The 12670-nt window shown below is 67.0% G+C and carries 12 protein-coding genes and 1 pseudogene; 10 read left to right on the forward strand and 3 right to left on the reverse strand.

All coding sequences use genetic code 11. The features are described from left to right. The first annotated feature begins 256 nt into the window (after positions 1–256). The 4 genes from ACK8N7_RS36410 (at position 257) to ACK8N7_RS36425 (ending at position 4895) form a co-directional block, all read left to right on the forward strand. Positions 257–574: a helix-turn-helix domain-containing protein gene (locus ACK8N7_RS36410; protein ID WP_403218059.1), complete on the forward strand. Its 318-nt coding sequence runs from the start codon at positions 257–259 to the stop codon at positions 572–574. A 576-nt stretch (positions 575–1150) separates the two neighbouring features. Next, on the forward strand, positions 1151–1426 hold the full coding sequence (locus ACK8N7_RS36415) for a hypothetical protein (protein ID WP_403218058.1): 276 nt from the start codon (positions 1151–1153) through the stop codon (positions 1424–1426). A 691-nt stretch (positions 1427–2117) separates the two neighbouring features. Next, complete coding sequence (locus ACK8N7_RS36420; protein ID WP_500445373.1) at positions 2118–3395, forward strand: cation:proton antiporter; 1278 nt, start codon at positions 2118–2120, stop codon at positions 3393–3395. A gap of 1098 nt (positions 3396–4493) precedes the next feature. After that, positions 4494–4895, forward strand: coding sequence for a cyclic nucleotide-binding domain-containing protein (locus tag ACK8N7_RS36425; protein WP_500445375.1), 402 nt, complete (start codon positions 4494–4496; stop codon positions 4893–4895). A gap of 46 nt (positions 4896–4941) precedes the next feature. Here ACK8N7_RS36425 and ACK8N7_RS36430 read toward each other — a convergent pair whose 3' ends face one another. Continuing rightward, positions 4942–5649, reverse strand: coding sequence for a TetR/AcrR family transcriptional regulator (locus tag ACK8N7_RS36430; RefSeq protein WP_500445377.1), 708 nt, complete (start codon positions 5647–5649; stop codon positions 4942–4944). 359 nt (positions 5650–6008) lie between these two features. Between ACK8N7_RS36430 and ACK8N7_RS36435 the strand changes: the two genes are divergently transcribed. Then, entirely contained in the window at positions 6009–6503 is a 495-nt protein-coding gene (locus tag ACK8N7_RS36435; RefSeq protein ID WP_403218054.1) for a hypothetical protein, read from the forward strand. 1 nt (position 6504) lies between these two features. Further along, the gene (locus ACK8N7_RS36440) at positions 6505–6915 is read left to right on the forward strand and encodes a hypothetical protein (protein ID WP_500445379.1); all 411 of its coding nucleotides are present in this window, start codon (positions 6505–6507) and stop codon (positions 6913–6915) included. A gap of 106 nt (positions 6916–7021) precedes the next feature. On the opposite strand, the gene ACK8N7_RS36445 is transcribed toward ACK8N7_RS36440, so the two are convergent. Next, the gene (locus ACK8N7_RS36445; RefSeq protein ID WP_500445381.1) at positions 7022–7666 is read right to left on the reverse strand and encodes a transposase family protein; all 645 of its coding nucleotides are present in this window, start codon (positions 7664–7666) and stop codon (positions 7022–7024) included. Between the two features lie 390 nt (positions 7667–8056). Beyond that, positions 8057–8752 carry a TetR/AcrR family transcriptional regulator C-terminal domain-containing protein gene (locus ACK8N7_RS36450; protein ID WP_403218312.1) on the reverse strand — a complete coding sequence of 232 codons (696 nt, stop codon included), beginning with the start codon at positions 8750–8752 and terminating at the stop codon, positions 8057–8059. A gap of 514 nt (positions 8753–9266) precedes the next feature. On the opposite strand from ACK8N7_RS36450, the gene ACK8N7_RS36455 reads away from it, so the two are divergent. The 4 genes and pseudogenes from ACK8N7_RS36455 (at position 9267) to ACK8N7_RS36470 (ending at position 12573) form a co-directional block, all read left to right on the forward strand. Further along, the gene (locus ACK8N7_RS36455) at positions 9267–9761 is read left to right on the forward strand and encodes an RICIN domain-containing protein (protein WP_403218313.1); all 495 of its coding nucleotides are present in this window, start codon (positions 9267–9269) and stop codon (positions 9759–9761) included. Between the two features lie 209 nt (positions 9762–9970). Beyond that, positions 9971–11006 (forward strand): annotated as a pseudogene (locus ACK8N7_RS36460) (transposase); the annotation flags it as partial. A gap of 205 nt (positions 11007–11211) precedes the next feature. Further along, positions 11212–11691 (forward strand): hypothetical protein, encoded by a 480-nt coding sequence (locus tag ACK8N7_RS36465; RefSeq protein ID WP_500445384.1) that lies wholly within the window; start codon positions 11212–11214, stop codon positions 11689–11691. 54 nt (positions 11692–11745) lie between these two features. Further along, positions 11746–12573, forward strand: coding sequence for a transposase family protein (locus tag ACK8N7_RS36470; protein ID WP_500445386.1), 828 nt, complete (start codon positions 11746–11748; stop codon positions 12571–12573). Positions 12574–12670 lie beyond the last annotated feature (97 nt).

Consider the following 12670-nt stretch of genomic DNA (forward strand, 5'->3'; position numbering starts at 1 on the left):
GGCCCGGGTACCGCAGGACATCGTGAGTGAGGTGGTCTCCGGTCGAGCAACCGCGATCCCGCACGTCCCTTTCCCTCCCGGGTGGACGAGCGGAACAAGAAAGGCCGGCAAAGCTGTTCACAGCCGGCTGATGGTGTAGCAGTTCCTTCGGGGCCCTGGTGCCATTGGCACCAGGGCCCCTCCACGCGTGTTCCCGCACCCTCGAGACTTCTATCAATCCCACACCCCGAGACTCCGCTTTCCCAGTGAGGTGCAAGTGACAGCAGACGACTCGTTCCACCGCCTTGATGATGATGACTATCCCGCCTACACGATGGGCCGGGCCGCCGAGATGCTCGGCACCACCCAGGGCTTCCTCCGCGCGATCGGCGAGGCCCGCCTGATCACCCCGCTCCGCTCGACGGGCGGTCACCGCCGCTACTCCCGCTATCAACTGCGTATCGCGGCCCGTGCCCGCGAGCTCGTCGACCAGGGCACACCGATCGATGCCGCGTGCCGCATCGTCATCCTCGAGGACCAGCTCGAAGAAGCCCAGCGCATCAACGCCGAACACCACCGCACCACCGACCGCTGATGCGGCTGCCCATGACTGAAAGGGTGAGAGACCGGTGCCGTGCGGCCTCCGGCCCATCATCGCGACTGGCCTGGCCCTGCTGCGCGAGTAGGGCCCTGCCGGCCCGGTGTTCCTCCGCTTCGACACACCCGCATGAAGCCACTGCGCGAAGCGATCGGCAACCCCTGCCGTGAGGCAGCCGGCACTCGCGAATTGGAGGAGTGGCGGGCCGCCCAGCAGCAGTGCCGGGAGCGGAGGCGGTGTGAAGCCGAGCGGAAGGCTGCCGAACACGGAGCCCGCCGCTCGTGTGTCTCATGGGGGGCGAGATTCACCGGCGATCGGTGGGGAAAGCAGCCGAGACCACCCCGAAGCTCGGACCGCGGTGGGACCAGGCTCTGAGTGACCCGTGTGTGAGGACAGCACTGTTGCCCACCAGCTGGCCGAGCGCGAGCGCCAGGACGTGCCCGAGCAGAAGGTCGGCGGCTGGATCCCGAGGCTGCGCACCTGACCGGGGCAAGCCTTCCTGGCCGGCGGCGCGGGTAAACCAAGGCCTGGGTATCCCCGTGTTTGTTGGTGGCAGCTGGGAAGCTGGGACTCATGAACAGGGATGACGAGTTGCCGCGGGGGCGTATCTACGGGCAGGATCAGGATCACCCCAGGCCCGGTGCGGTGCCAGGCCGGGACTACGCCGATCTGGTCGGCGGGCCGCTGGACGGGATGTTGCTCGACATCACCGGCTGGACTGCGCAGGAGCTCCAGACCGGCGCCGCACTGATGACCGAGGCCGGGCAGTACGGCGCCGGCGGCCGCGCCCGGTACAGTCCGCGTCCCGGGGAACGGAACCGGTGGGACTGGACCGGAGATGCTCCATGAGGCGCTGCCGGAGCGGATGTCCGGGGATGTGGACAGGCGGGTGACCGCTCTTCCCGTCAGGTCCACGATGAGGAAGGAGAGCTTCGTCGCGGAGAAGCGCCGTCGCAGGTTCTCCGCGACCACGTCGACGGCCTCGACCGGCGCGGACGCCGCCGCTGCTGTCAGGAGCCGGGACGGTTCACCGCGCCAGCCGCTCGTGGACGGCTCCTTCCGCAGTTGGACCGGGCGTCCCACTCCTCTGACGGCTGCTGGCGACCCACATGCTCCTGGGTCATGCGTTGGAGTGCGTGAAGGCGAACGCGGCTGAGAACTCGTCCGGGAACCTGGTGAGCGTGTAAACACACCGACCTCACCCTCGCCGCTGGCCTGTCCGGCTTCGTCATCAGTGCACAGGGCCTATGGCTGCACGTACCCCTCGCCTCATGCACGGGCCCGAGACTTCAAGGCTCTGCCGGAACGGGCGATTTGTCATACCCGCGAGCGTTGACGGAACGAACGGACATGTATCCCCTGCCGTCCGGGCGCGGCTCACCGTAGGCGCTGCCGACCTGCCACGCCGGAACCCGCCAAACCGCGCATATGCCCTTAAAGTCACCACTAAGTTGCCTTGGGTGACGGTGCTGGGCATGGAGCCCCCCGCCGGGGCCGTCGCGGGCCTGGGGTGTTCCGTTTCGCCTGCGCGAGGAGCCTGATGAGTAGCCAGTGGGCCGTGGTGGTGGCAGGCGGAGCACTGGCCTGTTACAGCATGTTCTCGCGGCGGTTGTCGACGACCCCGCTGTCCGGGCCGCTGGTCTTCGTAGCGGTCGGTCTGGCCATCGGTCCGCTGGGCCTGGACCTGCTGAGCCGGGCCAAGGAGCCAGAAGTGACGAGGGCGTTGCTGGAGAGCGCGCTGGTTCTTCTGCTGTTCACCGACGCGGCCGCGATCCGCACTCAAGATTTGCGACGAGAGGAATTCCTCCCGGTGCGTCTGCTCGCGATGGGCCTGCCGGCCGCAATCGTGCTGGGGTGGCTCGTGGCATGGCCGCTGCTGCCAGGCTTGGGCATGTGGGAACTGGCGTTGGTCGCCATCATCCTGGCACCGACAGATGCAGCCCTGGGGCAGCAGGCGGTCTCCGACAAACGGGTACCGGCGCTGGTACGCGGTGGCCTGGGGGTCGAGTCGGGGCTGAACGACGGGTTGGCCCTGCCCTTCTTCGTGCTGGCACTGGCCGCAGCCGGCGAGGACCACGGCCGGACGGGCGTCGTGGAAACATTCCTACGGGCACTGCTGCTGAGCAGCGTGATCGGCCTCCTCGCCGGCTGGGCCGGAGCACGCGCACTGCGCTGGTCGGTAGCCAGGGGCTGGAGCAGCCCCGACTGGCGTCCGTTCCTCACCCTCGCCGTCCCGGGCCTCACCTACGGACTGTCCCTCGCCGTGGACGGCAGCGGGTTCATCGGCGCCTGGGCAGCCGGCCTTGCCTTCGGCACCGGTCTGCGCCGACCGCTGCTCGGCCCAACCCCGCAGGAAGACACCTCCGACCCCCTCCAGAGCGTGACCTTCACCGAGCGCCTCGGACTCCTGCTCACCTCACTCAGCTTCCTCGTCTTCGGCGCGGTCATCCTGGGACCCGCCCTTCAACATCTCACCTGGCGGACCGCGGTCTACGCGCTGATCAGCCTCACCGTCGTACGGATGCTGCCGGTCGCCCTCGCCCTGATCGGCACAGGACTGCGCCCGGCATCCATCGCCTACATCGGCTGGTTCGGCCCACGCGGACTCGCCTCGCTCGTGTTCGGGCTTCTCGCCTTCGAGGAACACCTGCCCGGAACAGATTTGCTCAGCGACACCGTCGCGATCACCGTGGGCCTGAGCGTCCTCCTCCACGGCGCCTCCGCCCCGTTCCTCGGCAAACGCTACGGAACCTGGTTCGCAAGAACGCTGCGCACAGAACCCCACCTCCGTGAGAACACGCTCGCAACCAGCAAGTGAAGTGACCGGGCCACCGAGCGCACACCGAGACCGCATACCCGCGCCCCGTCCGGCCACATGCGTCGTCGAAGGCCGGACTCTGAAACCGGCACGGTTGGCGCCCGCCGTTGGCCTGGTCCGGCTTGGTTACCAAGACGCTGTCCTCACCGAGCCCCGCCGCCCGGCAGGAGCCTCAGCGGCCGTACGTCTGACAGCAGAGCCGGGAGACTGCAAGAGACACGACCTCCCCGGCTCGCAGGCACAGGCCCAGGGGGCGGGCGTACGGAGCGGTGAGATACGGCGCCGGATCGGCAACTGACGGAGTGGGGAAGCCCGGGGTAAGGGCCCACGGGGCTACGCGGCGCGGTACAGCAGCCGGCGGGTGGACGGGTTCACGCAGTGCCAGGCAGAGCGGGAGGGTCTGCACTACGCCCCTGTCGGCTCCGGGGATCGTCCTGGCCGTGGTGCCGTGCGTCTTCTCGGACGCGCCCTGGCTGAACCCGGGCGAGACGGCCAGGCTGCTGGCGGTGGCCGGTATCGTGCGGCTGGCTCATGGAGGACCCAGGGATCGTGCTTGGAGACCGACGTCCGTTACGCCCCGGCCGCCTGGCCCCGCCCTGCCGGGCGGGAGCACCAGCGAAGCCCTTCATGGCCACCTGCTCCCGTCCGGCGGGGGCACAGGGACCGGCGCCTGGGCTGGGGCCGAATTGTGAGTGGCCGCTCGTACCGTCGAAGACAGGTACCGGCGGGACCGGACCTGGATGAGAACGGAGCGGGCCATAGGCCAGGTCAACATGAGCAGCCACAACCGCGAGCGGCTCTGGCCCCGACATCGTCCGCATCCCGGCCGCTCCTACCAGACGGCGTCGCCGAGCTCGCCGAATCCCGCCGGGCCGGCGGGCTGCGGAGATCGTTGCCCTGCCGCGCCGTGCGGCGGACGGAGCGCTGCTCGGGTTCATGGCCGCGGGCTTGTACGAGCGCCTGAGAGCCGTTCGGCCTGCCCTGCTCCGGTTCTTCCGAAGGACACTGGAGAAGGGGAACGAACGGAGGCCCTCAACGCGCACCCTCTCCCCGGCCCGACTGGCCAACACACTTGCGACGCCCGACCGGGAACGCCTCATGAAACACGGTCATGAGGCCAACTTCGCCGAGGGCACTCGGCTCTTCGAAGAAGGCAGCACCGCCGACCGTTTCTGGATCGTGCGATCCGGCACCGTCACTCTCGACATGCGTGTACCCGGCAGGGAGCCGACCCTCATCGAATGGCTCGGCCCCGGGGAACTCGTCGGCTGGTCCTGGCTTCTTCGGCCTTTCACCTGGCACAACAGCGCTGAGGCCGAGACGCCGGTACGCGTGTATGAGTTCAACGCAGTGACTGTACGTATGGCCATGGACGCAGATCCGGCCTTCGGTTCACTGATCGGCAACTGGGTGACATCAGTGCTTACCTATCGCCTGCAGGGCACCCGGCTCCGGCTGCTCGACGAATACGCGCTTCATGGCGGCGCCGACACTGTCTGAACAGCGCTGCTGTATGTCGTCAGGTGACACGGTTCTTACGTGGTGGTCAGGCGGGTAGCCGGGTGGCCAGGCCGTCGAGGACGATGTCGAGGCCGTTGATGAATTTGAGGTCGCGGATTGTGACGGGGTCCAGGTCGGCGGTGGCGTTGTGGTCATCGGGGTCGTGCCCGTGTTCGGCGAGCGGGGGTTGCAGGAGCCGGGCGAGCAGTTCGGCTTCGGTCTGTCCCGAGCGGGCGACTGTGGTCAGCCATGCTGACTCGGTGGTGGTCATGCCGATGGAGTAGGAGAAGAGGGCGTCGACCGCAGTGTGCGGATCGGCAAAGCCTGTGTGGGTCAGCAGGTTGCGCAGGTGCTCGATCATGGACGCCAGGTTGGGGCCGAGGTAGGCGAGGCCCGCTTGGCCTAGTTCCGTGCACACCCAGGGGTGGCGCAGGGCCGTGGCCCGGAATGACTCCGCGCATGCGTTGACCGCATCCCGCCAGTTCCTGGCGCCGTCCTCCGGCACGACGACTTCCCCGAGGACCTCGTCCACCGCCAGTTCCATCAGTTCGTCTTTGGTGGCGACGTGCCGGTACATGGAGGTGGCGCCGGCGTTCAGCCGGGCGCCGAGTTTGCGCATGCTCAGTGCCTCGATGCCGTCCTCGTCTAGCATCGCGATCGCCTCGCGAACGATCGTGGCCCGGTTGAGGGCGGGCGACCGGGGCGCTGTCGTGGGGCGTGTCCACACCGAGGGGACGGGCTTCTTCTCTGCCACGGGTGTTTTCCTCCAGTGCGCACGATGTTCGCATGAAGGGTACAAGGGGGGGCGACTGTGCCCACGCACGGTAGAGGTGGGAGGCGAGTGTCGAGTCTCTTCTTGCTCTTCCGGCGCACACGGTCGAAGTTGCGCACGATGTTCGCATACGGGTACAGTGTGCCCACCTGTCGGGGGCCTGCACGGGGGAAGAAGTGAGTATGGCTCCCGGCAGGGCCGACTCGCCGCCAAAGGTTGTCCTGTTGAACCCGACTTGCCGCCTGCAGTGAGACCTCAGCCAATCGGTGCATACCGGACTGCGTCGAGCGGCACGATTAGTTACGGGACAGCCTTTAATTCGACCTCAGCAGGAGTCTTGTGTGAAAAAAATCGCCCGCTCTCTGATGGCCCTCTTTGCCGCGTCTGTGGTTTCTCTCTCGATCAGTACGCCCGCCAGTGCAGCTGGACAGGGATCGGCATGTTATACCGCCCATGTGGCTGGCAATGGATGGGATGCCAATTGGTCCTGCAACGGGAATGTTGTTGGCACGTGGGGCAAGAATAAGGCACTGGAAGCCCTGGGTGTTTCAATTGGCGGAGTCGGCCGCTACTGCGTGAACGCTCACCTGCGTGATTACGGTTGGCAGGGAGAGAGATGCTCGGACGGCATCGGAGCCATTCATTCTGTCACGGTGGGAACAACAGGACAGAATCGCCCGATTGAGGCACTGGAAATCTGGACCGAGTATGGGTACATTCACGGGGTAGCTCATGTGCAAGACATGGGTTGGATGGACGAGGCTCACGGACGAACCATCCGCTTGGGTGTCACAGGAAAGGCTTTGAAAATGGAAGCTGTTGGACTGTGGTTCTGAGTTGACGAAGGCTCCGGTCGCCGCCGTAGAGCGCCGCAAGTATCAACGCAGGGCGAGGCATTCCCGGGTCGACGCTGTGGTGCAGCCGCGCGACGTGTGCGAGCGCGACGGTGCCTTGGTGTTGCCGGGTGGGATCGGTGGCGCGCAGCGCCTGGGCGACGCGGTGCAGGATGGTCCGGGGGTCGGGGTGGTGCAGGGCGAGCCCGATGACGACGATGCAGGCGTGCTGCCTTCGCGCTGGGAATCGTGCCAGCGCAGCCGCTCCGGGCGAAGACGGCGCCGCAGTCCCTCTCGCCTGATTCGCTTGCCGCATGCGCTGCCTGCGACCAAGAGCAGGAGCAACGCCATCAGGGTGGCCATGACCGCCTGGGCCGTGCAGGCTATGGGCAGATCAGCCGAGGACAAGCCGTAGGCGATCGTTGCCGAACATGCCGACCCCGTGCTCAGCACCAGCACTTGCCGGCCCGTCGGATCAGGCACCGCCTGCCCGTGAGCGGCCCGCTGAGCCTTTTCCAACCTCACGCTGATGTGTGGTGAAGGACGAGGACGGCCTTCACCACGTCGGTGATTCGGTTGGTGCTGCAGCGGAGCTTCCGTAGGAAACGCCAGCTCTTGAGTGTGGCCATGGCCTGCTCTCCGAGGCAGCGGATCTTGGCGTGGGTGGTGTTGTGGCGACGCTTCCATCGCTTGAGGCGGCTGCCCCGAAACGGAACCCGGACGGATCCGCCGGCGCCTTGATATGCCTTGTCCGCCCAGCATTTGAGCCCCGCATCGGCGAGGGCTTCGATGATCCCGTGCTGCCGCGCGGCGGTCAGGTCGTGAGTCGAGCCGGGCAGAGCCGGCGAGGCCCAGAGCAGTCGTCCGAAGGGATCGGTGAGGACCTGGACGTTCATGCCGTGGCGTTTATGTTTCCCGGAGTAGTACGGGGTATCGGCGGCGATGCGGTCGATCGGCAGCAAGGTGCCGTCGAGGATCACGAACGCCTTCGCCCGGATCGTCGTCATCGCCTCGTCCAGGGACGGGGCGAGGGCGGCCAGGGCCTGACGTCCGGCAGGAAGGCGCCGCCACCGCGTTCCGATCTCCTGCCGCCGGAATGTCAGTTGCCTGGTCAGGAACCGCAAAATGCGGCTGGACAGATCAATCGAGGACGGGTAGACAAGCACGCGAAGCTCCTGGCGGACACGGGTGATCTTGGTCGAGAACCCGTCTACCAGGAGCTTCGTTGTTCCGCAGGACAGTCCAACTCGCGGTCAGCGGCCAGCTTGAAAAGGGCTCACTGCTTGAGGCCTTCAGCGAACCAGAAGTCCACCAGCCCCAGGGCTCCGAGCGCTGACAGCAGCACGGCCAGGCCGAGGTCCGCAAAGAACTCCATGTTCGCCATGCTCTGGCAGGCGGCCAGCAGCCCGCCAGAGTACGGCTACTCAGATACGCGGCTTGCACGGCTTCACCGACAAGTGCAGTCAACACACCACGTTCGGACAAGAGAGGCGGTGACGGCCGACAGGCCGAGGGCCGAGTGCAGCAGAAGGTGGGGTCGCGGCTGGCTCGAGTGGTCAGCGGGTGAGCTGGAAGGCCAGACCGTCGAGGACCAGTTCGAGGGCGTTGTCGAAGTGGTCGTCGCGGATGGTGCGCGGGTTCTGGGTGTCTGCGCCGGAATGCCCATCACCGTCCGCGGAGGGCAGCAGGCGGGCCAGGAAGTCGCTTTCACTCTGCTGGGAGCGGGCGACGGTGTTCAGCCAGGCCAGCTCGGTTGTGATCATTCCGATGGTGTAGGAGTAGAGGGCGTTGATCGCGCTGTCGGGGTCGGGGAAACCGGCGTTGGTGAACAGAGCGGCCAGTTGCCGGGAAACGCTGCTGAGGTTGGGCCCCAGGTGCGCCAAGCCTGCCTGACCCAGGACGGCGCACAGCCACGGGTGGCGCAGGGCGGTCGCTCGGAAGGATGCGGCGAACTCCGTGATGGCTGTACGCCAGTCTGTAGTGTCCTCGGGTGGTGGGACGACTTCACCCAGAACCTCGTCCAGCGCCAGTTCCATCAGCTCGTCCTTGAGCGCGACGTGGCGGTAGAGGGAGGTGGCGCCGGAGTTGAGGCGGGCGCCGAGCTTACGCATGCTCAGTGCCTCGACCCCTTCCGCGTCGAGCATGGCGACCGCCTCCCGGACGATCACCGTGCGGCTGAGAGCGGGTTGGCTCGCTGCAGGCGTGGCGCGCGTCCAGACGGACGGGACTTGGTCGGTCGGTTCTGCCGCCATGCGACTCCTATTATTGCAGTGCGTACGATGTTCGCGTAGAGGGTACAGCGTGTGCCTTCGCATTTCCTGCACGACTCCTCGCCGACCACCCGCGGCCCATCGATGGACGACCCCGGCGAGGTCGATGAGTGGGCACCGGCGCACTCGCCGGTCGGCCGCACTGCAGCGGATTCCCGGTCTCCACGCGCCCGCCTGGCGCAACTAGCCCTCCGCTGGTGATGCGGCCCTCCGGGGGGCCGGTGCACATGGTGGCTCGTGCGGATCACTGCCTCTCACCCCGCTGCACCCAGCGCGAGAGATCGCGCCTGGATGATCTCATCCACATTGCGCACACTGTTCCTGTGAGCGTACGATGTGCGCATCCCGGTGGGGTGCCTGCCCGGGCGCCATGAGCGCAGGCCAAGTCCGCAGTAGCAGCATGCCTGGGACAGATCGAGCCCTACGGAGCTTCATCCGGCATGGGCCGGTACCGCGCGACCTGCGGGCCGGTGACACTCGTAGATTCTGAGGAAACATGATTCGCAAGATATCGACCGCGCTGTTCGCGCTGGTCGCCATGATCGGGTTCAGCTCGCTGACCGCAAGCCCGGCGCAGGCCGTCGGTACCTCTGTCCTATGGAACACAGAGAACAAGTGCGCTACCCCCGAGGGGAATAGCACTGCCAACGGCACAGTAGTCACGGTCTGGTCCTGCACGGGCAGCAGCCTGCAGAAGTGGCACTGGAACGGCGCGCTCCTCGTCCACGACGCGAGCGGCAAGTGCCTGACACCTCGCGGCAACGCCTCGGGTACCAACGGCGCCGTACTCACCCTGTGGACCTGCAACCCCAATGCAACGCCCAGCCCGCAGCGGTTCTACAACGAGCACGACAACGAGCGCATCTACACCTATCACGGCTCGAAGTGCATCACCGCCAAGGGCAACTCCCTGGCGAACGGAACCTGGCTCACGCTGTGGACCTGCGGCGCGCCCTTCAACCACCCCCAGTCATGGGTCGTCGTCGGCTAACAGCACCGCCGATCCACCGGCACCACTGACAACCCGGCACAGCGACATTGCCCCACCCCGCCTGCCGTCAGTCGCGCCAGGACGAGCCCCGCGGCGCTCCGCCCCGACATACGAGACGCTGTTGGTTAATTCGGAGCTCGGCGTGACGTCGGCCTTCAAGACATGGTTGTGGTCTTGAAGGCCGACGTTGTCGTATGGGGTGGGTGCCGATGTCGATGCAGCCGACGGAGCCGGGAGACGTTCCCGCTGAGACCCTGCGGGTGGCGCGGGCTGCCTTCCCGAAGGGGAGTCTGGCAATCCGGATCCGGGACGAGCTGGGGGTACTGTTCCGCGATTAGGAGTTCGCAGACCTGTTCCCCGCGCGGTAGGCCTGCGTGGTCGCCGGGTCGGCTCGCCGTGGTGTTGGTTCTGCAGTTCGTGGAAGGCCTGCCTGACCGGCAGGCCGCAGAGGCAGTGCGGGCGAGAATCGACTTCAAGTACACGCTCGGACTGGATCTGACCGATCCGGGCTTCGACTTCTCGGTGCTGTCGGAGTTCAGGGACCGTCTGGCCGGGGTGGATGCAGGACGTCGGCTACTGGACGGCATCCTGACCGCGGCCCGGGAGAAGGGCCTGCTAGCCAGTGGTGGGAAGGCACGGACCGACTCCAGTCATGTTTTGTCCACGGCTCGGGAGCTGAGTTGGCTGGAGGTGGTGGCGGAGACGTTACGCGCCGCGCTGAACGAGCTGGCCCTGGTTGCCCCCGGGTGGCTGACCGGGGTCGCCGCCCCGGATTGGTTCCGGCACTACGCAACCCGGGCCGAAGATTCGAGGTTTCCCAGGGCTCGCTCCAAGCAGGACGAAATCGGTCGGCGGATCGGCGCCGACGGCATGCGGCTGCTCCAACTTGTGACCGCGTCGGATGCGCCCGGCTTGCTGAGGTCTTTGCCACAGGTGGAGATCCTGCGGCAGATTTGGATCCAGCACTTTCACCTGGTCGAGGGCGAGGTGCATCGCAGGGACCCAAAAGACCGCCCGCCTGGCTCAAAACGCCTGGTCACCCCGTATGACTCCGAGACCCGCACCGGCTCCAAACGAGACCTGGACTGGGACGGTTACAAGGTCCATCTGACCGAGACGTGCGGCCCTGGGGACGTGCGTCTGATCACGAACGTGGCCACCACCGCCGCTGCGATCAATGACGACCGCATGGCTGCGGTGGTCCATGCCAGTCTGTCCCAGTGGGAGCTGCTACCTGAGGAGCACTGCGACACTGAGATCGTTTCATCTTGAAGTGGCTGGTCACGGTGCTGGTGTGATCGTTCAGGGTGGCTCTCGCCCTGGTCGGCGGGTTGATCAGTAGCAGGAGATCGTCTGTCAGGGGGCAGTTCGCCGGAACTTCTGTCCGGGCCTTGTCGTGTCTCCTACTGTCCGCAGGGCAGCGGGAGTTCGCGGACGGGAGGATGTGCTGGTGGCCGAGGTGTTGACGTGGGTGATCCAGCGACGGGTCGTGCTGGCTGACCGGGCCGAGCAACTGCGCAAGGAACTCGTGGAGATTGAGGCCGAAGTGGCCCGGCTGGAGGCCGCCGAGGTCGTGATCGGCCAGTTCATCGAGGCCGAACGCGTGGGTGAGGCTGATGATCCGGCCATGGACGTGGAGTTGGAGCGGGTCACCGCCTCGCCTGGCGCAGGCGGGATGCGACTGATCCCGGACCGCGGGCCGGGCATGAGTACCGACGTGTTGCCCGACGACTACCAGGCGATCATGAAGGTCGTGGCGGACGCCTCCGAACCGGCCCAGGCCGGGCAGGTGAGCGAGGCTCTCGGCAAAAGCACGCTGCCCGGCCAGGTCGAAGGGGTCCGCGCGAAACTGAAGCGGCTCGCCGAGCGGGGCTGGCTGCACCGCACCCCGGGCGGCCGATTCACCACCCTCGGCGACCGGCCACAGTGATCAGCGTCACCCGTAACGAGCGGGCCCCCGAAGCCAGTTGGGGTGTTCATGCCGATGAACGCCACTGCCGCCGACGGCCCGGACTCGCTTGTCTACCAGTGCCGTCTGCCGCTGTCGAGTACGACCCTGGACCTGGTCGCGGACCTGATCAGGGCCCGCCTGAAGAAGATCGGCTCGCGGTGGCGCAAGCTCCCGCCGGGCCGCATCGCCCTGATCGTCCTCGCTGTCCTCCGGCATGATCAGCGCCTCGCCGACATGGCCGGCGCCTACCAGGTGTCCGCCTCGACTGTGCGCCGCTGGCTGCTGGAAGTCGTCCACCTGCTGGCCGCCCGCGCCGAGCGCCTGGACCGTGCCCTGAAGAAGATCACCAAGAGGGGCGGGCAGGTCGTGCTGATCGACGGGACGCTGATACCCACCCGGCGCCGCACCGGGAAGGACGACCGCCCCAACTATTCGGGCAAACGCAAGATGCACGGCCTGCACGTCCTGGCACTCACCGACGAGAAGGGCAACCTGATCTGGGTCTCGGCCGCCCGGCGCGGACGCACCCACGACATCACCGCCGCCCGCCACGACCACCTCACCGCCCACCTGCGCGAGGCCGGACTCGGCGCGATCTGCGACCTCGGCTTTCTTGGCCTGGACGACGACGCGGACAACCCGGTGATCATCACCGGCTACCGCGCCGCTCGCGGACGCCGCCTGACCGCCGCGCAGAAGGAGGCGAACAAGCTCGTCGCCCGCGAACGCGCGGCGAACGAACACGGCTTCGCCGACCTCAAGAACTGGCGCGTGCTCACCAAGCTCCGCCTCGGCGCCCGTCACGCCACCGCCCTGCTACGGGCCCTGCTCGTCCTCACCCGCGCCGAAGTCTCCCGGTGACAGACGATCTCCCGCTACCGATCAACCCGCCGACCAGCGCGAGAGCCACCCTGAACGATCACACCAGCACCGTGGCCAGCCACTTCAAGATGAAACG

The sequence above is a fragment of the Streptomyces griseobrunneus genome, from assembly GCF_046713465.1.
GTDB classification, from domain to species: Bacteria; Actinomycetota; Actinomycetes; order Streptomycetales; family Streptomycetaceae; genus Streptomyces; species Streptomyces microflavus.